This window comes from Streptomyces sp. NPDC045678 (genome assembly GCF_056432085.1).
The window spans coordinates 432,421-457,613 of the sequence record NZ_JBWKJS010000005.1; the positions used below are offsets into that span (position 1 = coordinate 432,421).

The window sequence follows — 25,193 nt, forward strand, 5'->3', positions numbered from 1 at the left end:
GGGGTGTGTTTTGGGGGGCATGGGTGGGGGGAGGGGGGGTGTGGTGCTTTGTTGCCTGGGCTGGGGGGTGGGGGGGGAAGGACCAGAGAGGCCGGGGGAAGACAACCCTCCCCTGTGGTTCCCCCCCCCCCGGGCCCGCACTGCAGCTCAGCGGCTCAGGCGCCTGAACCTCCGTACCGCCATCGGCAGGAACACCAGCGAGACCACCACCGGCCACACCACCGCCATCAGCACCGCGTGCTGCTCGACCCAGCTCGTGCCGCCCGCGCCGGGGTTGCCGAAGAGTTCGCGCGTGGCCGTGCCCGTCGACGAGACGGGGTTCCACGCGGCGACCGGGGCCAGCCAGTCCGGCATCAGGGACGGCGCCACGAAGACACTGGAGATCATCGTGAGCGGGAACGCCACCGCGTAGAGGCCGCCCGCCGCCTCCGGGGTCGGGACCACCAGGCCCAGGTACACGCCCACCCAGATCAGGCTGAAGCGCAGGAACAGCAGCAGGCCGAAGGCGAGCAGCGTGTCGGCGACGCCCGCGTCGGAGCGCCAGCCGATGGCCAGTGCGGTCAGCGCGAGGATGGTCAGCTCGGCGCAGGCCACGATGAGGTCGGCGAGACCGCGGCCCGACGCCACCGCCGAGGGAGCCATCGGCATCGAGCGGAACCGGTCGATGACGCCCTTCGTCGAGTCGGTGACGACCCCCATCGCGGTGTTCATGAAGCCGAAGGCCATGGTCATCACGAACATGCCGGGCATCAGGAACTGCTTGTAGTCGCCGTCCTCCCCGCCGCCGGGCACCTTCATCGCCTCGCCGAAGACGAAGCCGTACAGCAGCACGCTGATGATGGGGAAGCCGAGCTGCCAGGCGATGGTGACGGGCTGGCGCAGGAAGTGCGTCAGATAGCGGCGGGTGACGTTCCAGCAGTCGGACAGGGCCCAGAAGAGGCGTCCGTGCCGCGGGGTGGGGGCCGGAGCGGTCGGTGTGAGGGTGGCGCTCATGCCGCGACCTCCTCCTTCTTCTTCGTGGTCGTTTCCGCGGCCGCTTCCTTCGCCCCGGACGTCTGGCCCGTGAGCCGCAGGAACACGTCGTCGAGGCTGGGCCTGCGCAGGCCGATGTCCTCGACCGCGACGCCCTCGTCCCGCAGGGTCCGCGCCACCTCCGTCAGGGCGGTGACGCGATCCGTCACCGCGCCCTGCACGCGGCGCTCCACGTCGACGGCCAGCGGTTCGCCGTCGCAGACGCGGGACACGGCCCTGACGGCCGCGGGCAGGTCGGCGTGGTCGCGCACCACGACGTCGAGGTGGCTGCCGCCCACCGTGTTCTTCAGGCCGTCGGGGGTGTCGTCCGCGATGGCGCGGCCCCGGTCGATGACGGTGACGCGGGAGGCGAGCCGGTCGGCCTCCTCCAGATACTGGGTGGTGAGCAGCACGGTCGTGCCGTCCGCCACCAACCCCCTCACCGTGTCCCACACTTCGAGGCGGCTGCGCGGGTCGAGGCCGGTGGTCGGCTCGTCGAGGAAGAGGACGGCGGGCGCGAGGATCATCGACGCGGCGAGGTCGAGCCTGCGCCGCATGCCGCCGCTGTACTGGCCCGCGCCGTTCTCCGCCGCCTCCTCCAGGTGGAACTGCTCGAGGAGTTCCTGGGCGCGCCGCGCCGCGCGCCTGCCGCCGAGGTGGAAGAGGCGGCCGAACATCTCCAGGTTCTGCCGGCCGGTGAGGATCTCGTCGACCGCCGCGTACTGACCGGTGAGGCCGATGCGGCCGCGGACCAGCGCGGACTCGCGCACGACGTCGGCGCCCGCGACCTCGGCGCGGCCGCCGTCGAGCCGGACGAGCGTGGAGAGGATGCGCACGGCGGTGGTCTTGCCCGCGCCGTTGGGCCCGAGGAGCCCGTGCACCGTGCCCCGCTCGACGTGCAGGTCGAAACCGTCCAGCGCGCGCTTCTCCCCGTACCGCTTCTCCAGCCCCTCGGCCCGCACCGCATAGCTGTTTCCGTCCACCGACTGCCCCTCTCCCCACGTCATCTGGGTACGCCGTACCCAATGGAGAGTACACCGTACCCAGTTCTGTGGGTACACCGTACCCAGTTTTGGTGTCTGCGATTAGGCTGAGCGTCATGACGAGCACCAACGGCGGCGACGACCGGCGCACCGGCAGCGACATCACCCGCAGCCTGGAGCTGCTCTGGGGCGAGGGCGGCCGTCCGGCTCGCGGCCCCAAGCCGGGGCTCACGCTGGACCGGATCGTCACCGAGGCGGTGCGGCTCGCGGACGCCGAGGGACTCGCGGCCGTCAGCATGCGGCGCCTGTCCACGGAGCTCGGCACCGGCACGATGTCCCTGTACCGGTACGTCCCCGGCAAGGGCGACCTCGTCGACCTGATGCTGGACCGCGTCAACACGCCACCGGAGGAGGACGAGCCCTTCACCGGCGGGTGGCGCGAGGGCGTCGAGGCGTTCGCGCGCGAGACCCTCGTCCTCTACCGCCGCCACCCCTGGCTGCTCCACGTCAACCAGGCCCGCCCGGTCCTCGGCCCCGGCGCCGTCGGCGGCCTCGACCGCGTGCTGTCCCGCATCAAGCCGATGGGCCTGACCGACCCCGAGCTGATCGGGGTGATCGTCATGACGGAGGGGTACGTCACCGGGGTCGCCCGCACCCAGGTGCACGAGATGGAGGCCGTGAACAGGAGCGGCCTGTCGGGGCAGGACTTCTGGGAGGCTCAGGCCCCGACCCTCGAACGCATCATGAGGAGCGGCCGCTACCCGGCGCTCGCGGGCCTCGCCGACGACTCGTTCGGCCCGGACTTCGACCACTTCGAGTTCGGCCTGCAACGCCTCCTGGACGGCCTGGACGTCCTGGTGGCCCGGCGCCGCGCCGAGAGCACCGAGGACTGAGGCCCCCGGCCGGTACGGCTACCTGCCCCGGGCCGGTACGGCTACCTGCGGGCGCCGCCGCGCCGCCCCAGACGCTTCCAGCCGAACACGGCGAGCAGCACGGCCCCGAAGACGATCGCGCCCGTCTTGACGCCCCCCTCGACGCCGGAGCCCCCGCCCCCGTCGCCGGACCCCGCACCGCCGGACGACCCGCCGGAACCGCCCCCCGACCCGCCGCCCGGCGCCTCCACGGGCTTGACCTCGCTCTGTTCGCCCTCGGTGCCGTACATCAGCGTGGTCCCGTCGAGCGTGTACGTCACCGACTCGCCCTGCCGTTGCAGCGGCACACTCAGCCGGCCCTTGCGCTGCGGCTTCTCGCCCGCGCCCTTCCACGCGTACCAGATGCCGCCGAAGTACCCGCGCAGCGCCAGCTGTTCGCCGTCGGGCGAGAACGCGCCGTCGGTCACCCACAGGTCGATCTCGGAGATCCGCCGGAAGACGTTCGTGCCCGACGTGGACATCCGCTCCGGGCCCTCGTACAGACCGCCGCCGTCCTCGTTCTTGCTCGCGATGTAGATCCGGCCCGTCTTCGGATGCACCATCAGCGCCTCCGCGTCCCGCGCGCCGTCGGCGTACTTCACGACGTACTGCGTGGCGCGGACCGTCTGGTCCTTCAGGGTCTTCGGCTCGGGGAGCTTGTAGACCCAGACGTTCTTCCAGGTGCCGTTGAGGTTGTCGCCGATGTCGCCGACGTAGATGTTCCCGTCGCCGCCGACCGAGATCGCCTCGACGTCGCGCGGCGCGCCGACGCCGGTCATCGTGACGGTGGCGACGGTCTTCCCCGTCCTCGAGTCGACCGCGTACAGGAAGGCACCCTTGTCCTGGTCGTTGTGCGTCCAGTAGACGCCGGGGTGGGCGCGGGAGGCGGCGAGGCCGCTGGACTCGACGATGCGCGGGTCCTCGATCGTGAACCCGTCGTGGCCGTCGGCCGCGGCGGGCACGGCGGCGGCCGCGGCGAGGACCAGCGCGGCGCCGACACCGGCGAGGAGAGACGGAACAGACGGAGCAGACGGAACAGCCCGAAGCGAACGCATGGGCCAAGCGTGCCATCCGTCCTCGCCCTCCCACCGCCCGGGCGGGGAGCGTGCGCAGCCTCACATCGCAGACGGCCGCCCCCGTCCGGGATGATGACCGGATGCTCAGGTTCATGTTCGTCGGCGACTCGATGACCATCGGAAGCGCCGGGGAACACACCTGGCGCCATCGGATGTGGCAGCACCTGCGCGGCACCCTCGGCCCCAGGGGCGTCGCCGTGGTCGGCCCGCGCACCGCGCTGCACGACAAGGCGACGGGAGAGCCGGTCTCCCACGACCACCACCCCGCCGCCTCACCGGACTTCCCCCGCAACCACCTCGCGGGCTGGGGCGAGGGCTGGCTGCACATGGCCCCGCGGATCGCCGGCGCGCTCACCCGCGACCCCGCCGACGTCCTGCTCGTCTCCCTCGGCCTCATCGACCTCGGCTTCTACACGAACGCGGAGCAGACCGCGGACAACGTCCGCGCCTTCGTCACCGCGGCCCGCTCGGCGAACCCGCACGTCCGCATGGTCCTGCTCCCCGTCATACCGAACATCCGCGCCGAGTCGGACGCCCCCTTCGCCGCCGAGGTCACCCGCTTCAACGAACTCCTCGCGAAGGCGGCCGCGGACCTGGACACGCCCCGCTCGCCGCTCCTCCTGGCCTCGCGCCCGCCCGCGTACGACATCCACGTCGACACGTACGACGGCACGCACCCGAACGCGAGCGGCGAACACAGACTGGCGGCGGCCTTCGCCGACGCGCTGTCGCAGGCGTGGGGCATCGGCGGCCCCTACGACGCCGAGCGGCCCGTCACACCCACCGGCTGATCGCGAACCTCTCCCCCTCGCGACGCACCTCCACGGCGCCCGGCCCGGCGAAGTGCGCCGGAACCACCAGCTCCCCCTCGTCGGCGGCCCGTCCGAGGACCCGGACGCGCGAGGCGGCCGCCTCCTTCGGGTCCTCGCAGAAGGTGCTGCTGCAGCACGGTTCGAGGATCTGCACCGGAACGTGCAGCAGGTCGCCGACGAAGACCGCGCGGTCGGTGCCTGACCGCAGCCGCAGCACGGAGGAGCCGGGGGTGTGGCCGGGCGCGGACTCCAGGGTGAGCCGGGAGTCGATGCGGTGCGTGCCCTCCCACAGCACGGCCTGACCGGCCTCCACGACCGGGGCGATGCTGTCCGCGAAGCCGTACCTGTGGTCCGCGCGGACGGCGTCTCCGCGCGCGGGACCGTAGAAGGCGTGGTCGGCGGCCGGGATGAGATAAATGGCGTTGGGGAAGGTGGGCACCCAACTCCCGCCCTCGTTACGTGTGTTCCACCCGATGTGGTCGCCGTGCAGATGGGTGTTGACGACGACGTCGACGTCCTGGGGGCGGACCCCGACGGCGGCGAGCCGGTCCAGGTAGTCCGTGTCGAGGTGCTCGAAGGCGGGCACTCCGGGGCGCTCCCTGCCGTTGCCGATGCCCGTGTCGACGAGGACGGTCCCGCCCTCGCTCCTGAGCACCCAGGTCTGCATGACCGCGAGGGCGTCGCCGCTGCCCGGGTCCCAGTGGTCGGGCGCGAGCCACTCCTCGTTGCCGCGCCACACCTCTTCGGGCACCTCGGGTGCGATGACCTGCGTCGGCAGCGGGAACCTCCCGACTTCCACGACGCGGCTGACCTCGACGTCGCCCAACATGACCTTCTGCGCACTGAGTTCGCTCATGGGCTCAACCTACGGACGACTGCGTGAGCGCCTCAATGCCCGTACGCCTCAACCTCATACGCGTACGTCTCACGCGTTAGGCTCCGGCCATGGACGTGGTCAGTGATGCGATCTCGGCGGCACGGATCGGACAGCCGGTCTCCAACCGGATCAGGGCGTCCGGCTCGTGGTGCACCAGGATCCCCTCGTACGACGGACTCGGCTTCCGCGTGCTCCTGGAGGGGAGTTGCTGGCTGCTCCCCGACGACGGCGGCGCCCCGTTCGTGCTCGCGGCGGGCGACGTGGTGCTGCTGCCGCGCGGCTCGGGGCACATCCTCGCGGACTCGCCCGCCGACGGGCCCGCGGTGGAGCGGGCGGCGCCGTTCGACCTCTGGCTGGAGCAGCACGCCCTGCCGGTGACGCACGACCACGCGCCCGGCGGCTCCCCCGGGCCCGCGGTCGAGATGCTCTGCGGCAAGTACCACCTGGACCGCGGTCACGCGCACCCGCTGCTCGACGAGATCCCCGACATCGTCCACCTGCCCCGCCGGGCCGGCCACCACCCCGAACTCCGGGCCGCGATCGACCTGCTCGGCAGGGAGGCGGGCGCCTCCCGCTGTGGCGCGGACGTGGCCGTCGCCGGCCTCCTCGACCTGCTCCTGGTCTACATGGTGCGCGCCTGGCTGACGGACTCCCAGGCCGCGTCCCACTGCCCGGCCCGGTGGCCCGCCGCGCTCGGCGACCCGGTGGTCGCCCGGGCCCTGCGCTTCCTGCACGAAGCACCCGAAGCGCCGTGGACCAACGAGGAGTTGGCGTCCCGCACCGGCGTCTCCCGCGCCACGCTGGCCCGTCGCTTCACGTCCCTCGTGGGCCGCGCCCCCATGGCGTACCTCACCTGGTGGCGCATGTCCCGCGCGGCCACCCTCCTGCGCGACTCGACGGCCCCTCTGGACACGGTGGCCCGCCAGGTCGGCTACAGCTCCCCGTACGCCCTCTCCCACGCCTTCACGCGCACGTTCGGCACGACGCCCGGCCGGTACCGGGACCGGAGCGCGGGGAGCCTCAGCCCGACTGGGCACTCCGGGCCCGTGCGGACATCAGCTGGGTGACGGACCGCAGGTCGTCGCTGTCGTAGTGGCGGCTCTCCGTGTCCTTGCCGCTGACGAAGGTGAGCACGGTGCCGGTGCGGACCATCGTGTGGTTGGTGGTCTCGGTGACGTACCCCTCGCCGCGGCTCTCGGACAGGGAGAACGCGATGAGTTCGTCGCCGACCGCCGGCATCGTCAGCCGCCGCGCGCCCTCCTCGGCCGCCTCCCGGCTCCTGGCACGGAAGGCCGCGGAGGCCTCGCTCGCGCTCGGGTACGCGAGGACGCGGAACCGGGTGTCCATGCCGTAGCTCGGCAGGTACTCGGCCTTGCCCTCGTACGTCGAGCCGTCGTCCTGCGAGGAGACGTCCGCGGTGGGCGGAACGCTCACCGTCCAGCCCGACGCCAGGCTGGTCGGGTCGGGCAGGACCCGCATGACCGCGTCGGCGTCGGTGAGCGGCTCGGGCTTCCCCTCCCCGTCACCCTGCCCGCCGTCTCCCGCACCACTCCCGGACCCGTCGCCCGACCCGTCGCCCGTGCCGCCGACCGCGGCGTCGCCCGCCTCCACGCCGGACGCGGCCACCCCGTCCCCGCCCCCGCCCCCGCCCGGCGAGTCGTCACCGCTGAACGCCTGCGTGCCGCCGTAGACGGCGAGGACCACGAGGGCGACGAGGACGGCCAGACACGCACCGAGCGCCGTGCGCCCGGCCGGGGTGTTGTTGAAGGTCACGGGCCCCAGCGACAGCGTGCTGCCCCGCACCTTCGCGCCGCCGTCGATGACGATGCTGCCCGTGTACCGCCGCGGAGGCTCGGACGGGGGCAGCGGCTCGGACGGGGACGCCGGGGCGGACGGTGGTGGCGGATCGGGCGGTGGCGGGCCCGCGAACGCCTGCGCGAGGGCCTGCGCCAGTCCTGCGGCGAACTCCGGGTCGGCGGCGACCCGTTCCCGTACGGCCTGCGTCAGCGCGGCCAGGGCCGCCGGGTCCCGCGGCCGCTCGTCCACGACGGCGAGCGCGGCCTGCCCGGACGGGTCGGCCCCGACGCGCCGCCGCACGAGGTCGCACACGCCCTGTCCCACCTCGGCCCCCACGGCCCCCGCCGCCCCACCGGCGAACCCGGCCACCACGCGCACCGCTTCAGCAACGACATCCATGGGCTCAGTGTCAGTCAAGTCACTTGGAGCGCAATGGAGTTGACGCGTGCCGCGCGATGCGGTCAGGCCGCCCGCGTGAGGCGGTTCGCGAGCGTCGACATCGTGTACGTACCGATGCCGAGGACGACTTCGAGGGCGTTGCGTTCGGTGTGGCCGTGGGCGAGGAACGCCTTGACGTCGTCATCCGGGACGCCGCCCGCCGTCGCGAGGACGGCGAGGGTGAACCGCCGGACGGCTTCCAGGCGCTCGTCGTCCAGGGGGCGCTGCTCGCGCAGGGCGGCCACCAGCGCCGGCCCCGCACCGAGCTTGCGCAGCTTGCCGGTGTGCAGGGTGACACAGAGGTGGCAGTCGTTGCGGACGGCGACGGTCATGATGACGACCTCGCGGGCGACGGGGTCGAGGGTCGCCCGGTCGAAGGCGGCGGTCATCTCCAGGAATCCGTTGAGGAGTTCCGGCGACTCGGCGAGCCGCGCCACGGCGTCCGGCACCTGCCCGAAGGCGGCGGCGGTGCGCTCCATCGCGGCGCGCGAGGCGGGCGGCGCGGTGTCCGGTGTGTGCGCGGTGAACATGTGTACCCCCTAAAATCGACAACATGGTTGACGACAAGAAGGTAAACCAGGTTGTCGATAACGGCAAGGGAGTTGCCGGTGGACCGGCGGCCGCCCCGGGATACGAGCTCCCCCTCCTCCTCTTCGCCGGCTTCCGCACCCTCATCGACCGCCTGCACGCCGAACTCGCCCGCCAGGGCCACCCCGACGTGCGCCCTGCCCACGGCTTCGCCATGCAGGCCATCGGGCCGGACGGCGCCACCGCCAGCGAGGTCGGACGCCGCCTCGGCGTCTCCAAGCAGGCGGCGGGCAAGACGGTCGACCGCCTGATCGCCCTCGGCTACGCGGCCCGTACCGACGACCCCGCCGACGCCCGCCGCAAACTCGTCCGCCTCACCCCGCACGGCATCGACGCGCTCCGCCGCTCGGCGGCGGTCTTCGACGAGCTGCGGGCGGAGTGGGCGGCGGCCCTGGGCGCGGACCACCTCGCCGACCTGGAGTCGTCCCTCCGCGCGGTCGTAGCGCCGGACGCGTTCCGCCTCGACGCGGCGGGATGGCTGGGCGGCTCGTGACCTTGTCACCGTGCGTATCGTTGTACTGCGCGGCTGCGTTCGACGGAGCGCGGCCGGGGAGGAGCGCCACGATGACCGTCGTAGATGTGATGACCGACAGGATCGAGATGGCCGACGACGACGCCGAGTGGGACTTGGACCGATGGTTCGAGCTCATCGAGCGGATGGTCCCCGAGGGAGTCAAGGCGGAAGTCGTCGAGGGGGCCGTCCATATGGTGCCGCAGCGGAATGTGCACTGGCAGATCATCCGGAAGGTGCTCTACGCCCTGGATGACAGGTTCAGCCGGGATGCGCTGGTGATGACTGACGTACGCATCGATTTCCCCGGCCATCAGAACGGTTTCTGCCCCGACCTCGCGAAACTGAAGGACGGAGCGGAGACGGACGAGGCGGGGCACTGGCGTCATCAGGACGTGGAGTTCATCGCCGAGGTCATCTCCCGAGGCACCGGCCTGAACGACTACGGCCCGAAGAAGACCACCTACGCCGAAGCCGGCGTCCCCGTCTACCTCATCGCCGACCCGTACCAGGGCCGCTGCCACGTCTACACCGACCCCAAGGACGGTGAGTACCGCACCGAGTCGAAGTCCGACTTCGGCAAGGAGATCGACCTGACCGGCACCGTCGTGGACCTCGTCCTCGAGACCAACGGCTTCCCCCGCGACTGACCCGGCCCCCGGAATCCCCTTGCCTGGAGTCCACTCCACGTCGTTGGCTGGACTCCCATGAAGTACACGCAGCTGGGACGCACAGGGCTCAAGGTCAGCCGGCTCACGCTCGGGACCATGAACTTCGGGCCGCTCACCAACGAACCCGACAGCCACACGCTCATGGACGCCGCGCTCGACGCGGGCGTCAACTTCTTCGACACCGCCAACACCTACGGCCAGAGCGCAGGCAAGGGCCGCACCGAGGAGATCCTCGGCACCTGGTTCACACAGGGAGGCGGCCGCCGCGACAAGGTCGTACTGGCCACCAAGGTGTACGGGAACATGGCCCCGCACGGCGAGGAGCCCTGGCCCAACCACGACCGGCTCTCCGCGCTCAGCATCCGCCGCGCCGTCGACGCCAGCCTCAAGCGGCTCCAGACCGACCACATCGATCTCTACCAGTTCCACCACATCGACCGGCACACACCGTTCGAGGAGATCTGGCAGGCCGTCGACGTCCTCGTCACGCAGGGCAAGATCCTCTACGCGGGCTCCTCCAACTTCCCCGGCTACAAGATCGCCCAGGCCAACGAGACCGCCCGGCGCCTCGGCGGCTACGGCCTCGTCAGCGAGCAGTGCCTCTACAACCTCGCCGCCCGCGACGCCGAGATGGAGGTCGTCCCGGCCGCCCAGGACTACGGCCTCGGCGTCATCCCGTGGTCGCCGCTGCACGGCGGGCTGCTCGGGGGCGTGCTGAAGAAGGAGGGCGAGGGGTCGCGCCGCACCGGCGGCCGCGCCGCCGCCGAGCTCGCGAAGCCGGAGGTCAGGGCGCGCGTCCAGGCCCACGAGGACCTGCTCGACAAGCACGGCCTGGAGCCCGGCGAGGTCGCGCTGGCGTGGCTGCTGGCCCGGCCAGGCGTCACCGCGCCGATCGTCGGCCCCCGCACGGCCGAGCAGCTCGAATCCGCACTGCGCGCGGTCGAGCTCGAACTGTCCGGCGAGGTCCTCGACGCGCTCGACGAGATCTTCCCCGGACCCGGCCCCTCACCGGAGTCCTTCGCCTGGTGACGACCGAGTGATCAGGTGGCGGCGCGCGCCGACCGACCGGCCGACCGGCTAACCGGCTAACCGCCGAGCGCGGCCGCCACCGCCACCACGACGAACATCATCACGAGCACACCGGCCATGATCCGGTTTCTGGTTTTCGGGTCCACGCACACGAGGTTAACCGGAGCCGCCGGGCACCCCCGCGCCGCCTCCCAGTACCCAGCGCCCGACCACCTCGTACCGGGGCCGCTCCCCCGCCACCCCGCTCTTCGGCAGATTGCTGCGTACGAGGGTCAGCTCCCGCACCGTCCACGCGGTGCCCTCGAAGGAGCCGAGCGCGTCCGCGAACGGCGCGAGATCGCCGTCGCCGCGGGTGCGCGCCAGCGTCAGATGGGGGCGGTAGCGCCGGTGCTCCTCCATCGTCACGCCCGCCTTGCGCGCCGCCGCGTCCGCCCGCGCGGCGAGCAGCCGCAGCGCCGTCACGTCCCCCGTGGCGCCCGCCCACAGCGCCCGGCCCCCGAAGTGGCCGCCGCCGCGCAGGGCGAGGGAGAACGGCGGCGTACGGTGCGCGGCACGCTCCAGCCGGGCGGTGACGTCCGGCACCGTCGCGTCGTCGACCTCGGCCATGAAGGCGAGGGTGAAGTGCCAGCTGTCGCGGGCCGTCCAGCGCAGCCCGTCGGCGCCGGGCAGCTCCTTCAACGTATGCGCCGCACAGGCGAGTTCGGTGGTCGCGGAGTCCGGCGGGAGGACCGCGGCGAAGAGTCTCATGGAGTGACGCTAAACCTGTCCGGTGGCTCAGGCCCTAGCCTCCCTGCATGAGTGAACCGATAGGGATCAGGCAGGGCGGGGCCGACGACATTCCCGCCGTCCTCGCGCTCTTCGACGGAGCCGTGGAGTGGCTCGTCTCGCGGGGCCGCACGGGGCAGTGGGGCACCAAGCCCTGGTCGGAGAACCCGAAGGCCGTCGCGCTGGTCGAGAAGTACCTGACGACGGGCGAACCGTGGATCGCGGAGATCGGCGGCGAGGTGGCGGGCACGGTGACGCTCACCGACGGGCCGGGCGGCGACACCATTCCCGCGGCGGACGAACCGGAGCGGTACATCCACCTGCTCGCCGCCGACCGCCGCCGCTTCGCGGGCCGCGGTGTGGGCCGCGCCCTGCTCGCGCACGCCGTCGAGGAGACCCGCAGGCAGGGCGTCCGGCTGCTGCGGGTCGACTGCTACCGGGGCGAGGATCGTGCCCTCGTCGCGTACTACGAGAGCAACGGCTTCACCGCCACCGAACCCTTCACGGGCCCGGACGGCAGCTGGCCCGGCCAGGTGCTCGCACAGCACGTCTGACCGGGCCCCGCACCACGGCGCGGCTACGCCGCGGTCGCCAGCTCGCGCTCCCTCGGCACGAACTGCACGTGCTGCCGGCCGCGGCGGAGGTCCACCTTCAGCCGCAGGTCGGCGGCGCGGGCCAGCATCAGGCCGACGCCCACCGCGGCGAGGGCGCAGACGAGACCGCCGACGGCCATGCTGATCCGGACGCCGTACGCGTCGGCGAGCCAGCCGAAGAGCGGGCCGCCGAGCGGTGTGCCGCCGGTGAAGACCATCATGAACAGCGACATGACGCGGCCCCGCATCTCCGGGTCCGTGGCCATCTGGACCGAGGAGTTGGCGGTGACGTTCACCGTCAGGCCGAGGATGCCCATCGGCACGATCAGCGCGACGAACATCCAGTACTCGGGCGCGACGGCGGCCACGATCTGCAGCACGCCGAAGGCGATGGCCGCCCCGGCGAGAAGCCGCAGCCGCGAGCTGCCGCGCCGGGCCGCGAGCAGCGCGCCGACCAGCGAGCCGACCGCCATCAGGGTGTTGAACAGCCCGTACATCCCCACGCCGCCGTGGAAGATGTCGTCCGCGAAGGCGCTCAGCCAGATCGGGAAGTTGAAGCCGAAGGTGCCGACGAAGCCGACGAGGACGATCGGCCAGATCAGCTCGGGGTTCTTCGACACGTAGTTCAGGCCTTCCCGCAGCTGCCCCTTGCCGCGCGGCTTGCGCGGGGTGTGGTGCAGCTCCGCGGTGCGCATCAGCATGAGGCCGGTGAGCGGCGCGAGGAAGGACAGACCGTTGGCGAGGAACGCCCAGCCGGGTCCCACGGCGGCGGTCAGCGCGCTCGCCACGGCGGGGCCGATGAGGCGGGCGGACTGGAAGTTGGCGGAGTTCAGCGAGACCGCGTTGCGGACCTGGTCGGGTCCGACCATCTCGGACACGAAGGACTGCCGCGTCGGGTTGTCGACGACGGTGACGAGGCCGGTGAAGAAGGCCGCGAAGTAGACGTGCCAGACCTGGACGTGTCCGCTGAGCGTCAGCGCCGCGAGGAAGAGCCCGCTGAGGCTCATCGCGCCCTGCGTGAGGAAGAGCAGGTTGCGCTTGGCGAAGCGGTCGGCGATCACGCCGCCGTACAGGCCGAAGAGCAGCATCGGCAGGAACTGCATGGCCGTGGTGATACCGACGGCCGCGGAGGATCCGGTGAGGCTCAGCACCAGCCAGTCCTGGGTGATGCGGGCCATCCAGGTGCCGGTGTTCGAGACGACCGCGCCGGTCGCGAAGAGCCGGTAGTTGCGGATCCTCAGCGAGCTGAACATCGAGGTCTTGTCGGGGCGGACGGGTTTGTCGAGGGCGGTTGGTGCGGGGGCGGAGTCTGCTCCGGGTCCCGAACTCAAACTTGGTTCGCCTCCTTGGCGTTCGTACGGCTCCCGCGGGCGGGCGGGAGTGCCCGCGGGATGCCGCGGGACTACGGGTACCCGCGGGATGCCGCGGGACTACAGGTGCGCGAGCTTCTCCAGCACGGGAGCGGCGGCGCGGAGCCGCGCCCACTCGTCGTCGTCGAGGTGCTCGGTCAGGCCGGCGAGCCAGGCGTTCCGCTTGCGGCGGCTCTCTTCGAGCATGGCCTCGGCGGTCTCGGTCTGGGTCACCACCTTCTGGCGGCGGTCCTCGGGGTGCGGCTCGAGCCGGACCAGGCCCTTGGCCTCGAGCAGCGCCACGATGCGGGTCATCGACGGCGGCTGCACGTGCTCCTTGCGGGCGAGCTCGCCCGGGGTGGCGGAGCCGCAGCGGGCGAGGGTGCCGAGCACCGACATCTCGGTGGGGCTCAGCGACTCGTCGACACGCTGGTGCTTGAGTCGACGGGACAGGCGCATCACAGCGGAGCGCAAGGCGTTCACGGCGACGGCATCGTCACCATGGGAGAGGTCCGGCATGTTTGTTAGCGTAACTCATTACCCATGCTAAAGACCACTTGAGTTCCCAGAAGTACGAGACCGAACCATTTCGTCACCCGAACGAGTGAGGTGACTTCGGAAAGTGACGCACCGGGCTCGCGCGGCCGAGGACCCTGTCAGGCATGGGATCGCCAGTGCTCAGCCTGCGCATAGACGGTGAGCTGCTCGACCGGCTCCGACAGCACGCGGCCAAAAGAGGAATGAGCGTCCAGGACTATGTGGTCCGGACGCTCATCCGAGACGACTTCGACGAGCGCTTCAAGGCGTCCGTCGAGGAGACAGAGAAGTTCTACGGGGCGGCGTGAACGCCCCGGCCCGCGCGCCCCGCCGGGGGCGCCGCCTCACGTGAGGTTCAGCGCGGGCATCAGGTAGTAGAAGGCGAACACCGCCGACACCGCGTACATCGCGACCGGCACCTCGCGCCCGCGCCCGGACGCGAGCCGCAGCACCGTGAAGGTGATGAAGCCCATGCCGATGCCGTTCGTGATCGAGTACGTGAACGGCATCATCAGCATCGTCACGAACGCGGGGATCGCGATCGTGTGGTCCGCCCAGTCGATCTGCCCGATGGACCCGGACAGGATCAGGAAGCCGACCGCGAGCAGGGCGGGCGTGGCCGCCTGGGACGGGACCATCGTGGCGAGCGGCGTGAGGAAGAGCGCGACGGCGAAGAGGCCGCCGGTGACGACGTTCGCGAAGCCCGTGCGGGCGCCCTCGCCGACGCCCGCCGTGGACTCCACGAAGCAGGTGGTGGCCGAGGCGGACGAGGCGCCGCCCGCGGCGACGGCGATGCCGTCGACGAAGAGGACCTTGTTGATGCCGGGCATGTTGCCGTTGGCGTCGGTCAGCTTCGCCTCGTCGCCGATGCCCATGATCGTGCCCATCGCGTCGAAGAAGCACGACAGCAGCACGGTGAAGACGAAGAGGATGCCGGTCAGGACGCCGACCTTCTCGAAGCCGCCGAACAGGCTGATCTGGCCGACGAGCCCGAAGTCCGGCGTCGATACGGGATTGCCGGGCCACTCCGGGCTGGTCAGACCCCAGGACTGGCTGTCGAGCCCGGCGACGGAGTGGATGATCATCGCGACGACCGTCATGACGACGATGCTGAGCAGGATCGCGCCCGGCACCTTGCGCACGAGGAGCGCGAGGGTGAGCAGCACGCCGAGCACGAAGATGAGGACGGGCCAGCCGTTGAGGTGTCCGTCGCCGCCGAGCTGGAGCGGGACGGTGGTGTGCGCGGCGTCCGGGATGCGCGAGACGAAACCGGCGTCGACGAGGCCGATCAGCATGATGAAGAGGCCGATGCCGATCGCGATGCCCTTGCGCAGGCCCAGCGGTACGGCGCTCATCACGCGCTCCCGCAGACCGGTCGCCACCAGCAGCATCACGACGAAGCCGGCGAGGACGACCATGCCCATGGCGTCGGGCCACGACATGCGGGGCGCGAGCTGGAGGGCGACGACGGTGTTGACGCCGAGGCCCGCGGCCAGCGCGATGGGCACGTTGCCGATGACGCCCATGAGGAGCGTGGTGAAGGCGGCGGTCAGCACGGTCGCGGTGACGAGCTGCTTGTTGTCGAGCTGATGCCCGTACATGTCCTTCGCGCTGCCGAGGATGATCGGGTTCAGCACGACGATGTAGGCCATCGCGAAGAAGGTGGCGAAGCCGCCGCGGACTTCCCTGGCGAGGGTCGAGCCGCGCTCCGAGATCTTGAAGAATGCGTCGAGGCCGTTCTGCGGGGCCTTCGGCGGCTCTTTACGGGCATCGACCGGAGCGCTGGCCGAGGAAGACATGGAAAACCTCATGACCTGTGAATGAAGAAGGTGAAGTGCCGAGCTTCGCGAACTTGTACCTTCATACGAAAGCAATCGGCCATTAACGAGCCGTTTCAGTATGAATACATGAAGCCGAAATCGCTATCTCCGCGCGTAGACCCCTGCGGGGCAACGGGTGTGCGGGCGGTCGGCGACGAGTGCATGGCCGGTCGGCAGCGGGTGCAAGCGCCCCCGACCCCGCCTCGTAAGCTGTACCCATGGCGAAGTGGACCCCCAAGCACGAGGCGCCGGAGCCCCTGGAGGGCCCCGTGGTCTCCACCATCACAGGTGGCACGATCCTCTGGTTCGTCCTCTTCCTGGCCCAGCTGCCGTTCTACGGCTGGTTCGACGACCGCGACGCCACCTGGTGGGTGTGGACCTGCCTGGCCGGCGCGGGGCTCGGCCTCATCGGCATCTGGTACGTACGCAAGCGCGACGCCGCGATCAAGAGGTCGAAGGTCACACAGCCGCGGTAATCCGCCGACGGTCCGTACAACCACAGGACGGGACCCGTCCTACCTTGGTCGGATCTTTGGGGCATTCAAGGGGTGAAGCCGCAAGACCCCCTTTACCGTCGAATGCATGACGCATATCGACGCGGGCGCCGAGCTCGACCCGGTCCACCCGGTGCCACCCCCCAAGGGGCGGGCCACCGGCCTGACCTCCGCGGAAGTGGCCGAGCGGGTCGCGCGCGGCGAGGTCAACGACGTACCGGTACGGAGCTCGCGCTCCCTGGGCGAGATCGTCCGGGCCAACGTCTTCACCCGCTTCAACGCGATCATCGGCGTGCTCTGGGTGATCATGCTGTTCGTCGCGCCGATCCAGGACAGCCTCTTCGGCTTCGTGATCGTCGCCAACACCGGCATCGGCATCATCCAGGAGTGGCGCGCCAAGAAGACGCTGGACAGCCTCGCCGTCATCGGCGAGGCCAAACCCACCGTCCGGCGCGACGGCGGCGCCGCCGAGATCTCCGCATCCGAGATCGTCCTCGGCGACCTGGTGGAGCTCGGGCCCGGCGACAAGATCCCGGTGGACGGCGAGGCCGTCGAGACCGACAGCCTCGAAGTCGACGAGTCGCTCCTCACCGGTGAGGCCGACCCCGTCATCAAGAAGCCCGGCGACAAGATGATGTCGGGCTCGTTCGTGGTCGCGGGCGGCGGCGCCTTCACCGCCACCAAGGTCGGCCGTGAGGCCTACGCGGCGCAGCTCGCCGAGGAGGCGAGCCGCTTCACCCTCGTCCACTCCGAGCTGCGCACCGGCATCTCCACGATCCTCAAGTACGTGACGTGGCTGATGGTGCCGACCTCCATCGGCCTGGTCATCTCCCAGCTCGTCGTCAAGGACGACAACTTCAAGGAGTCCATCGCGTACACGGTGGGCGGCATCGTCCCGATGATCCCCGAGGGCCTGGTCCTCCTGACCTCCGTGGCCTTCGCGATCGGCGTGATCCGGCTCGGCCGCCAGCAGTGCCTCGTCCAGGAACTCCCCGCCATCGAGGGCCTCGCCCGCGTCGACACGGTCTGCCTCGACAAGACCGGCACCCTCACCGAGGGCGGCATGGACGTCACCGAGCTGCGCCCGCTGGGCGGCGCCGACGAGACGTACGTGCGCAAGGTCCTCGGCGCCCTCGGCGAATCCGACCCACGCCCCAACGCGTCACTCCAGGCGATCATCGACTCCTACCCCGACAGCGAGGAGTGGCGCTGCACGGAGTCGCTGCCCTTTTCCTCCGCCCGCAAGTACAGCGGCGCCTCCTTCAGCGAGGGCGACGGCACCACGTCGACCTGGCTGCTCGGCGCCCCCGACGTGCTCCTGCCCGACGGCGACGCGTCGCTCGCCGACATCGAGGACCTCAACAAGCAGGGCCTGCGCGTGCTGCTCCTCGCCCGCGCAGGCGCCGACCTCGACGCCCCCGACGTGGCGTCCGGCGCGGAGGCCACCGCCCTGGTCGTCCTGGAGCAGCGGCTGCGGCCCGACGCCGCCGACACCCTGCGCTACTTCGAGGAGCAGGACGTCTCCGCCAAGGTCATCTCCGGCGACAACGCCGTCTCGGTGAGCGCCGTCGCGGGCAAGCTCGGCCTGCCCGGCGCCGAGAACACCGTGGACGCGCGCAAGCTGCCCGCCGAGCGGGACGAGATGGGGGAGGCCCTCGACGACAACTCCGTCTTCGGCCGCGTCACCCCGCAGCAGAAGCGCGACATGGTGGGCGCCCTCCAGTCGCGCGGCCACACCGTCGCGATGACGGGCGACGGCGTGAACGACGTCCTGGCGCTGAAGGACGCCGACATCGGCGTCTCGATGGGCTCGGGCTCCGAGGCGACCCGGGCGGTCGCCCAGATCGTGCTCCTCAACAACAGCTTCGCGACGCTGCCGTCCGTCGTCGCCGAGGGCCGCCGCGTCATCGGCAACATCACGCGCGTCGCCACGCTGTTCCTGGTGAAGACCGTCTACTCGGTGATCATCGCGCTGCTCGTCGTCTGCTCGCAGGTCGAGTACATCTTCCTGCCCCGCCACCTGACGCTGCTCTCCACGCTGACGATCGGCGTCCCGGCCTTCTTCCTCGCGCTGGCCCCCAACAAGGAGCGCGCGAAACCGCACTTCGTCCGCAGGGTCATGCGGTACGCGATTCCGGGCGGCGTCGTCGCGGGCGTCGCCACCTTCGTGACGTACCTCCTCGCCCGCCACCACTACGACGGCGCGGGCGCGCGGGAAGCCGAGACCAGCGCGGCCACGCTGGCGCTGTTCCTGATCGCCATGTGGGTCCTCGCCATCATCGCCCGCCCCTACACGTGGTGGCGGATCGGCCTGATCGGCGCGATGGGTCTCGGCTTCCTGCTCGTGCTGACCGTGCCCTGGCTCCAGGACTTCTTCCAGCTGAAGCTGGTGGGCACGACGATGCCGTGGGCGGCGGTCGCGATCGCGGCGGTGGCCTCACTGGTCATCGAGGTCACCTACCGCTGGGTGGACCGCCGCTTTCCGGCGTAGGGGTGCTGCGGTCCTATCGCACGTCGACGAAGTCGGCGGTGGAGGTCACCGACGGGGTCGTGGACGTACCCGCGAAGACGTAACGGAAGTAGCCGTCGGCCGACGCCTTCACCGTGGTCTTCAGGTTGCCCTTGGTGTCGGACTTGATCGTCTTGAGGGTGGTGTAGCTGCTGGCACCCTTCTTCTTGTACTGCAGCTGCACGGACTGCTTGGTGTAGCCGGCGTACTTCGAGGTCTCCCAGTTGGCACGGGTCAGGGCACCCGTGACCGTGAGGGTCTTGCCCTTCTTGATGGGCTCGGGGGAGGCGTTGGTGGTGAGGCGGGCGGCACGCTGGATGCGGACGTCCGTCTTGGCCCCCTCGACGGTGGCCTCACCCGTGCCGCCGGCGCCCACGGTCGCGAAGGCCTTCCAGCCGCCGCCGGCCGCGTCGTTCGAGAAGAAGTCCACCTTCGGGTCCGCGACGACGGTGACGGTGCAGGTCGAGGTGGTCGCGTTCACGACCACGCACTTGCCCTCGAAGTCATCGGGCGTGATGAGGCCGTCGGCGTGGTCCTGGCCGGGACCGTGCCAGAGGAAGGCGCTGCCCGCGACGATGCCCTCCGGGTCCGTCGCGGTGACGGCGACGGTGAACTTCTTCTTCTCGGTCGTGCCCAGCACGACGTCCTTGCCACCGTTGACGGTGATCTTGGTGATCTTCGTGTCGCCGACGTTGGCGCCGTCCGCCGCCTTGGCGGCCTTGGCGACGGAGGCGGCGAGCTTCGGGGTGCTCGGGCCGTCGGCGGCGGTCGCAGCCGGAACGGCGAGTGCGGAAAGGGCCAGGGTGCCGGACAGTGCGGCCACGGTGGCACGGATGCGCATGTGTTTCCCCAGGTGGAGAAGGGGTCCCGCGGAGCGCGAGGCGCGTCACGCGGGTCCCAAGTGATCTAGGAGTCTGTTGACTCGCAAGATCAGACTCTCGACAGGGGCGACTGGTTGTACACGATGTGAAGAAAATATGACCGCGTCACATCGCCCGCCCCGAAGGGGGCGCCCCTCAGTCGAACCAGCGGTCCCGCGCCAGCTCCTCCGTCCGCGAGGGATCTTCCAGCAGCGCCGCCACCTCGAAGCGGCGCGGCCACTGGCCCGCCGCCCAGGCGAGGCCCGCCGCGACGCCCTCCAGGGTCGCCGCGTGCACCGCGCCGTCCGGGGTGCGGCGCCAGTCCAGCTCCACGCCGCCCGCGACCAGCTCGTCGTACTCCACGTACGTCTCCGGGGTGCCGTCGCCCAGCAGGATCCGCACCGATTCCGGAACGTCGTGCTCGACGCCCTCCCCCGACGGCTCCACGGCCGCCGTCTCGCTGAGCCGCCGCACCTGGAACAGTTCCGCCAGATCCGCCGCCCGGCCCGGCTGCACCGGCAGCAGCGGTACCCCGTCGGCCAGCGGCAGCAGGTCGGGGGCGTCGGCGACCACCGCGTCCGCCGCGTCGACCACCACGACCTCGCCGTCCACCACCGCGCGCAGCTCGTCGGGGAGCGTCACCTGCTCCGGGTCGAGGTCGGCCAGCGCCCCGTACAGCGCGTGGAGCTGGGCCGCGGAAACGGTCCGCTCCCGGTCCGCCAGCCGGTCGAGCAGCTCGGCCGCGCCACCCGGCTCCGCCAGCAGGGCGCTCACGGACGTCCGCACGCCCAGCGCCCGCAGGACCTGCTCGTCCTCGAAGCCGGACGCGTCCGCGGCGTCGTATAGACCGACGAGCAGCGGGTCGCCGCCCGCCGACCGCAGCCCTGCGGGCCGACGGCCGCCGAGGACCGGGTGACCGCGCAGCCACCACGCCGTGTACGAACGGACCGTCTCCGTCGTCCCGTCCGGCAGCAGCACCCGCAACGGCTGCGTCAGCGCGTCCCGCAGCGGCGGACGCGACAGCATCGCGAGGGCCTGCGGCCAGCAGTCGTCGTCGACCAGGTCGAGATCCCGCACCGCGACGATCTCGGTCGCCACCGGCGGCACCGGCGTGTCGGGCAGCCGGTCGAGCACGTCCTCGCACCACACGTCCACGGCGTCCAGCAGACCCGCGTCGTCCGGCTCGGGGAAGTCCCCGTCACGGGGCTCCAGTTCGTCGGGGTCGAGGACGACATCCGTGGCGCGTACGAGGGCGAACCCGGCGAGCACACCGCACGCGGCGAGCGGCTGCTCGCCCCACCGGTCGGCCAGCTCCTGGTCGGCGAGCGCCAGTTCGTCGTCCCGCATGACCTGCGCGAAGTCGCTGCCGGGCAGGACCAGTTCACCGGCGGGGGCGAGCTCGCCGTCCTCGTCGGGCAGCGCGAGCGCGGCCAGCCACGGCTCGTCGCCGGGCGCGAGGTTCGCGTCCCGTACGAGCGCGAGCACGACGTCCGCCAGCTCCTCGGCGTCCAGGGCCTCCTCGTCCCACGTGTCGTCGTCGAGCGACGCGGCCACGGCGGCACGGACCTGCGGCGTCGTCAGGACGGCGCGGGGCGTGGCGGGCAGCGCGCCGAGCTTCTCCAGGAGCGGGTGGGCGGCGTCCGGGTGAGCGATCTTCAGCCCGAGCCGGGCGAGGACGGCGGGATCGGCGTCACTGCCGTGCCCGTCCGCGGGAGTGGGGAGGAGGACCTGACGGGGCCCGATGGTGGTGCGCGCGGCGCGCCCACCGGACTCCCTCGCATCCCCCACGCCCTCCTCGTAGCCGTGCGAAGGCGTCGGCCCGCCCGCCAGCGGCACCGGCAGCCCCGAGAGCCGGTCCGGGTCGACCCCGGCCAGCGTGTCGTACAGCCGCCGCCACCAGCCGGGCTCCCGCTCCAGACCCGCGAGCCGGTCCACCGCCTCCGTCAGCGCGATCCGCGCCACGCCCAGCGTGCGCAGCTCGGCGCGGCGCTCCAGACCCGCGGGCAGCAGGCACGGCAGCACCTCGGCGAGGACCCGGACCGTCTCGGCACCGGCGCCCTCGACGACCTCCGCGTCCCGCGGCCGCAGCGCCTCCGGCAGCTCGTCCTCGTCGTCCTCCGCGCGAGGCAGCGCGGGCGGCAGGAAGGCGGTACGGGGCAGCCGGTCCAGGATGCCCCGGCGCAGCGCGCCGTCCAGCTCGCTCCTGCCGAGCGGCCCCGGCACGAGGGAGATGATCCCCTCGGTGACCGGCCGCCAGTCGGCGAGCAGTTCGACGTACGCGTCCGCGGCCCGCTCCACCAGGAAGTCGGTGAGCGGCCCCGGAGCGGCGTGCCGCCGAGCGGTGTCCAGCGGGAACGAGGCGATGAGCAGCGCCGGTACGCCCAGGGGCTCGTCGCTCGGTGTCGGCGCGTGCACGACGGGGCTGGTGACCGGCGGCTCCGGGGCGCCGTCGGCCCCCGTGGGCACGGCCCACGTCACCGACCAGTGCGGGCGCAGCCGTTCCTCGACGGGCCGGTCCTTCAGGAGGCCGGCCTCGATCGGCCCCTGCCTGCTGACGGTGCGCCAGCGGGTCGTGCCGTCGCGGCTGTCCTCGATGACGGTGTACGGGGCCTCGGTGCGGCGGCGCAGCGTGCGCGTCGTCCCGTCCGGGGTCTCGATGCTGACCTCCGCGAGCCCCGGCAGGGCGAGGAGCAGCGCGTCGTCGACGCCGTCGAGGAGCCGCGCCACGAGGTCCTCCGCGGCGGCGTCGCGCAGCGGCAGGATGACGACGGTGTCGTAGCCGTCGGGGGCGGTGCCCTCGGCGGCGAAGGGGAGGCGGAGCAGCGGCACGTGGCCGTCCCTGCGCCGCACCTCGTCCCCGAGGCCCGGGCTGAACCGGGCGGTGTCCGCGGCCAGTTCCCGCGCCTCGGACAGCGACCAGCGAACGCCGCCGGTGCGCCCGACGACGGCGGGCTCGTCGGAGACGGCGAGGACGGCGGCGAAGCCGACGCCGAAGCGGCCGACGGCGCCGGGGGAGGTGCCGGTGGCTGTCGCGGTGGCCCCCTCCCTCGGCTCCCGCTTCGCGGAGGCGCGGAGGGTGGAGAGGGACTCGACCCCGGTGGCGTCGAGAGGAGCGCCGCTGTTGGCCGCGGCGAGGACCCCGCCGCGCAGCGTCAACGCGAGGCGGCCCGGGACGCCCGCGCGGGCGGCGGCGTCCGAGGCGTTCTGCGCGAGCTCGACGACGAGGCGGTCGCGGTAGCCGCCGAGGGCGAGGTCCTCCTCGGCGTTGGCGTCCTCACGGAAACGGGCCGGGGCCGCCGCCCACGCGTCGAGTACTCCGCGGCGGAGGCGGGCGGTGCCGAAGGGATCCGTACCCTCGGCCGCCGGCCGCACGGTCTTGCTCACGGTCGACTGTCTCCTCTGGGGGGGCGTGCGTGCGTGGGGTGGGGGCGTGCATGGGTGGGGCGACGTGCCTTGCGGGCGAACGCTACCGCGTCCGGGGAGGGGGGTCGGGGCGCGGACGACCCGGCGAATCCCGCTGTCGACCTGCTGGTCGGGTGAGATGGAAAGCGGCACGGACATCGCTCTGCTCGAACAGCAACTGGAAGAGACGTTCGACCACGCCGTCGTGCACCACGGCTACGCCGCACACATGCGCGACTACGAACTCATCATCTACGCGACGGCCGACCCGCGCACCGGCGTGCCCCCGGCGTACCTGCGCCACCTCTTCCGGTACTGCGTCGAGGCCCGGTGCGAGACGTCCGTGACCCCCGAGACCTGGCGGGAATCGCTGGACGACCGTCTCCTGGGCCACGAGAGCGCCGACCCGGACCTCGGCGGCTACGTCTGGGGCGTGAGGTGCCACGCCATGTACCCGGGTGCGGAGCTGGTCCGGGACTCGAAGGCGGCCGACCACTGGTCGAAGGAGATCGGGATCGACTTCCACGAGGTGCGCGTCAGGACCAACGCGCACGACCTGACGCTGGTCTTCTCCGACCTGGAGGTCAGCGAGGTCCCGGTCGGTTACGCGCCTTTCGTGACGGACTGGCCGCCGACGGCCTAGGAGTGCCCGAGGTCCTCGCCGGGGCCCTCCGCGCTGACGGACCCGGAGTCCGCCCCGGGCCGCAGCGGCAGCACGTCCACGCGGGTCTCGTCGAGGACGGGCGGCGCCGGACGCGGCGGCTTCGGCATGACCGCGGCCTCCGAGTGGCCCCCGCACCCGTACGACAGCGAGACGACGTGCCCGTCCGCGGGCCCGAACTCATTGCCGCAGATACCGAACGCCTGACCGAGCGAGCCGCCGATCCGCACGAGGAACCCACAGCTGACACAGGCCGCGGGCGCCGCCTGCGCCATCGGGGTCTTCGCTCCGTACGCCTCGTCCCAGCGGTCCGCGGCGACATGCAGCCCGTACCGCGAGAGGACCCTCTCCCGGCGCATGCCGAGCTCCTCGGCGACCGCCGCGATGGAGCCGCGGGCGGGCGGGACGGGCAGCTCGGCGGGCGACCCCGCCGTCACCTCCGCGTCCTCCGCCTCGACGAGCTCGGCCATCTCCTGCGACACGACGGAGTTCGGCGGCGGCTCCTCCTCGCCGGAGTACCCCGGCTCCAGACGCAGGTCCTCCGCGTCCGTCGGCAGCAGGTCGCCCGGGCCCATGTCGCCGGGGCGCAGCCGCTCGCTCCACGGCACCCACTCGGGGGCGAGGAGCGCGTCGGGGCCCGGCAGCAGCACGGTCTCGTCGAGGGTGACGACCTTCGCCCGCGAGGCACGCGCGACCGTTACGGCCCAGCGCCAGCCCCGGTAGCCGAACTCCTTGCACTCGAACAAGTGCGTGACGACGCGGTCGCCCTCGACGACGACCTCGACATGCTCACCGACCACACCGGGCGCGGCGGCCTCCTCGGCCGCGGCACGTGCCAGGTCCACCGCCTCGGCGCAGAGGCGGTCGGGGGTACGCGGGGTGCGCGGGGTACGGCTTCGCGTTGTCGCTGCGCTCACAGGTATCGCTTCTCTCCTACGCCGTCTCACGAGTGCGCCACCTTTACGCGGGGGTGCGGACGGAGCGGACCAGAGGGCCGCGTCAACGTCCGCGCCCGACGTTCCGGGGCGCACCTACGTCACCCATTCTGCGGGATGACCGAGAGGCGCGCGGCCAAGAACAACCGCCGCAGGCGCGCTACGCACGCTACCTTCTCCTGGCCCCTGGGCCTACACCGACGTACGCCACCGCGCCCCGATCCGCCCCCCACACCCCCCAAAACCCCTCGGCACGGCCGCCCCCTCCCCGTCGCCGCTGCGCGCCGCCCGTACGTACCTCCACCTGGCGGTGCAGGGGGTTTCCGCCTCCGCCCGGCGGTGCGGGGCAAACGGGTGGGTGGGCGGGAAACCCGCCGCGGAGCGGCGAAGCACTCCCGCACAGGGGCGCGGGACAACTCGCCCCACCTCGCCCACCGCACGGTGCGGGGCAAACGGGTGGGTGGGCGGGAGACCCGCCGCGGAGCGGCGAAGCACTCCCGCACAGGGGCGCGGGACAACTCGCCCCACCCCAGCCGCGGAGCGGCGGAGAGACGGCGCCACGGG

General features: G+C 72.0%; 24 protein-coding genes. 11 read left to right on the forward strand and 13 right to left on the reverse strand.

Features of this window, described 5'->3' with window-relative positions; all coding sequences use genetic code 11:
* Positions 1 to 147: 147 nt before the first annotated feature.
* Positions 148 to 993, reverse strand: a complete 846-nt coding sequence (locus AC07DO_RS20010; protein ID WP_479061261.1) for an ABC transporter permease — start codon at positions 991 to 993, stop codon at positions 148 to 150.
* Positions 990 to 2,018 carry an ATP-binding cassette domain-containing protein gene (locus AC07DO_RS20015; RefSeq protein WP_479061262.1) on the reverse strand — a complete coding sequence of 343 codons (1,029 nt, stop codon included), beginning with the start codon at positions 2,016 to 2,018 and terminating at the stop codon, positions 990 to 992. The genes AC07DO_RS20010 and AC07DO_RS20015 overlap by 4 nt, the downstream gene beginning before the upstream one ends.
* Positions 2,019 to 2,110: 92 nt before the next feature.
* On the opposite strand from AC07DO_RS20015, the gene AC07DO_RS20020 reads away from it, so the two are divergent.
* Complete coding sequence (locus tag AC07DO_RS20020; protein WP_479061263.1) at positions 2,111 to 2,887, forward strand: TetR/AcrR family transcriptional regulator; 777 nt, start codon at positions 2,111 to 2,113, stop codon at positions 2,885 to 2,887.
* 41 nt (positions 2,888 to 2,928) lie between these two features.
* On the opposite strand, the gene AC07DO_RS20025 is transcribed toward AC07DO_RS20020, so the two are convergent.
* The gene (locus AC07DO_RS20025; protein ID WP_479061264.1) at positions 2,929 to 3,960 is read right to left on the reverse strand and encodes a TolB-like translocation protein; all 1,032 of its coding nucleotides are present in this window, start codon (positions 3,958 to 3,960) and stop codon (positions 2,929 to 2,931) included.
* A gap of 101 nt (positions 3,961 to 4,061) precedes the next feature.
* Here AC07DO_RS20025 and AC07DO_RS20030 point away from each other — a divergent pair, with 101 nt between their 5' ends.
* Positions 4,062 to 4,772 carry a GDSL-type esterase/lipase family protein gene (locus tag AC07DO_RS20030; protein ID WP_479061265.1) on the forward strand — a complete coding sequence of 237 codons (711 nt, stop codon included), beginning with the start codon at positions 4,062 to 4,064 and terminating at the stop codon, positions 4,770 to 4,772.
* Here AC07DO_RS20030 and AC07DO_RS20035 read toward each other — a convergent pair.
* Positions 4,756 to 5,649 carry an MBL fold metallo-hydrolase gene (locus tag AC07DO_RS20035; RefSeq protein ID WP_479061266.1) on the reverse strand — a complete coding sequence of 298 codons (894 nt, stop codon included), beginning with the start codon at positions 5,647 to 5,649 and terminating at the stop codon, positions 4,756 to 4,758. The two genes, AC07DO_RS20030 and AC07DO_RS20035, sit on opposite strands and share 17 nt — an antisense overlap.
* A gap of 89 nt (positions 5,650 to 5,738) precedes the next feature.
* Here AC07DO_RS20035 and AC07DO_RS20040 point away from each other — a divergent pair, with 89 nt between their 5' ends.
* On the forward strand, positions 5,739 to 6,737 hold the full coding sequence (locus AC07DO_RS20040; RefSeq protein WP_479061267.1) for an AraC family transcriptional regulator: 999 nt from the start codon (positions 5,739 to 5,741) through the stop codon (positions 6,735 to 6,737).
* On the opposite strand, the gene AC07DO_RS20045 is transcribed toward AC07DO_RS20040, so the two are convergent.
* Both AC07DO_RS20045 and AC07DO_RS20050 read right to left on the reverse strand, forming a co-directional pair.
* Complete coding sequence (locus tag AC07DO_RS20045; RefSeq protein ID WP_479061268.1) at positions 6,691 to 7,866, reverse strand: hypothetical protein; 1,176 nt, start codon at positions 7,864 to 7,866, stop codon at positions 6,691 to 6,693. The genes AC07DO_RS20040 and AC07DO_RS20045 overlap by 47 nt on opposite strands.
* 62 nt (positions 7,867 to 7,928) lie before the next feature.
* A complete protein-coding gene (locus AC07DO_RS20050; RefSeq protein ID WP_479061269.1) occupies positions 7,929 to 8,435 on the reverse strand; it encodes a carboxymuconolactone decarboxylase family protein in 507 nt (168 codons plus the stop codon).
* A 23-nt stretch (positions 8,436 to 8,458) separates the two neighbouring features.
* Between AC07DO_RS20050 and AC07DO_RS20055 the strand changes: the two genes are divergently transcribed.
* The 3 genes from AC07DO_RS20055 (at position 8,459) to AC07DO_RS20065 (ending at position 10,704) form a co-directional block, all read left to right on the forward strand.
* A complete protein-coding gene (locus AC07DO_RS20055) occupies positions 8,459 to 8,986 on the forward strand; it encodes a MarR family winged helix-turn-helix transcriptional regulator (RefSeq protein ID WP_479061270.1) in 528 nt (175 codons plus the stop codon).
* Positions 8,987 to 9,057: 71 nt separating this feature from the next.
* The gene (locus AC07DO_RS20060) at positions 9,058 to 9,654 is read left to right on the forward strand and encodes a Uma2 family endonuclease (protein WP_479061271.1); all 597 of its coding nucleotides are present in this window, start codon (positions 9,058 to 9,060) and stop codon (positions 9,652 to 9,654) included.
* Positions 9,655 to 9,711: 57 nt separating this feature from the next.
* Entirely contained in the window at positions 9,712 to 10,704 is a 993-nt protein-coding gene (locus AC07DO_RS20065; protein WP_479061273.1) for an aldo/keto reductase, read from the forward strand.
* Positions 10,705 to 10,860: 156 nt separating this feature from the next.
* On the opposite strand, the gene thpR is transcribed toward AC07DO_RS20065, so the two are convergent.
* The gene (gene thpR, locus AC07DO_RS20070; protein WP_479061274.1) at positions 10,861 to 11,451 is read right to left on the reverse strand and encodes an RNA 2',3'-cyclic phosphodiesterase; all 591 of its coding nucleotides are present in this window, start codon (positions 11,449 to 11,451) and stop codon (positions 10,861 to 10,863) included.
* A 47-nt stretch (positions 11,452 to 11,498) separates the two neighbouring features.
* Between thpR and AC07DO_RS20075 the strand changes: the two genes are divergently transcribed.
* Positions 11,499 to 12,023, forward strand: a complete 525-nt coding sequence (locus tag AC07DO_RS20075) for a GNAT family N-acetyltransferase (protein ID WP_479061276.1) — start codon at positions 11,499 to 11,501, stop codon at positions 12,021 to 12,023.
* A gap of 23 nt (positions 12,024 to 12,046) precedes the next feature.
* On the opposite strand, the gene AC07DO_RS20080 is transcribed toward AC07DO_RS20075, so the two are convergent.
* Complete coding sequence (locus tag AC07DO_RS20080; protein ID WP_479061277.1) at positions 12,047 to 13,393, reverse strand: MFS transporter; 1,347 nt, start codon at positions 13,391 to 13,393, stop codon at positions 12,047 to 12,049.
* A 99-nt stretch (positions 13,394 to 13,492) separates the two neighbouring features.
* The gene (locus tag AC07DO_RS20085) at positions 13,493 to 13,930 is read right to left on the reverse strand and encodes a MarR family winged helix-turn-helix transcriptional regulator (protein WP_479061279.1); all 438 of its coding nucleotides are present in this window, start codon (positions 13,928 to 13,930) and stop codon (positions 13,493 to 13,495) included.
* Between the two features lie 143 nt (positions 13,931 to 14,073).
* Between AC07DO_RS20085 and AC07DO_RS20090 the strand changes: the two genes are divergently transcribed.
* The gene (locus AC07DO_RS20090; protein ID WP_079075028.1) at positions 14,074 to 14,256 is read left to right on the forward strand and encodes a ribbon-helix-helix protein, CopG family; all 183 of its coding nucleotides are present in this window, start codon (positions 14,074 to 14,076) and stop codon (positions 14,254 to 14,256) included.
* A gap of 36 nt (positions 14,257 to 14,292) precedes the next feature.
* Here the strand turns inward: AC07DO_RS20090 and AC07DO_RS20095 are convergent, their stop codons facing one another.
* The gene (locus tag AC07DO_RS20095) at positions 14,293 to 15,747 is read right to left on the reverse strand and encodes an NCS2 family permease (RefSeq protein ID WP_479061282.1); all 1,455 of its coding nucleotides are present in this window, start codon (positions 15,745 to 15,747) and stop codon (positions 14,293 to 14,295) included.
* 239 nt (positions 15,748 to 15,986) lie between these two features.
* On the opposite strand from AC07DO_RS20095, the gene AC07DO_RS20100 reads away from it, so the two are divergent.
* Complete coding sequence (locus tag AC07DO_RS20100; protein ID WP_479061283.1) at positions 15,987 to 16,244, forward strand: DUF2530 domain-containing protein; 258 nt, start codon at positions 15,987 to 15,989, stop codon at positions 16,242 to 16,244.
* A 106-nt stretch (positions 16,245 to 16,350) separates the two neighbouring features.
* Positions 16,351 to 18,753: an HAD-IC family P-type ATPase gene (locus AC07DO_RS20105; protein WP_479061285.1), complete on the forward strand. Its 2,403-nt coding sequence runs from the start codon at positions 16,351 to 16,353 to the stop codon at positions 18,751 to 18,753.
* A gap of 13 nt (positions 18,754 to 18,766) precedes the next feature.
* On the opposite strand, the gene AC07DO_RS20110 is transcribed toward AC07DO_RS20105, so the two are convergent.
* Positions 18,767 to 19,612, reverse strand: coding sequence for a calcium-binding protein (locus AC07DO_RS20110; protein ID WP_479061287.1), 846 nt, complete (start codon positions 19,610 to 19,612; stop codon positions 18,767 to 18,769).
* A gap of 175 nt (positions 19,613 to 19,787) precedes the next feature.
* On the reverse strand, positions 19,788 to 23,015 hold the full coding sequence (locus AC07DO_RS20115; RefSeq protein ID WP_479061289.1) for a sacsin N-terminal ATP-binding-like domain-containing protein: 3,228 nt from the start codon (positions 23,013 to 23,015) through the stop codon (positions 19,788 to 19,790).
* Positions 23,016 to 23,172: 157 nt separating this feature from the next.
* On the opposite strand from AC07DO_RS20115, the gene AC07DO_RS20120 reads away from it, so the two are divergent.
* Entirely contained in the window at positions 23,173 to 23,676 is a 504-nt protein-coding gene (locus AC07DO_RS20120) for a YxiG-like protein (protein WP_479061290.1), read from the forward strand.
* Here the strand turns inward: AC07DO_RS20120 and AC07DO_RS20125 are convergent.
* On the reverse strand, positions 23,673 to 24,611 hold the full coding sequence (locus tag AC07DO_RS20125; RefSeq protein WP_453859783.1) for a DUF3027 domain-containing protein: 939 nt from the start codon (positions 24,609 to 24,611) through the stop codon (positions 23,673 to 23,675). The two genes, AC07DO_RS20120 and AC07DO_RS20125, sit on opposite strands and share 4 nt — an antisense overlap.
* Positions 24,612 to 25,193 lie beyond the last annotated feature (582 nt).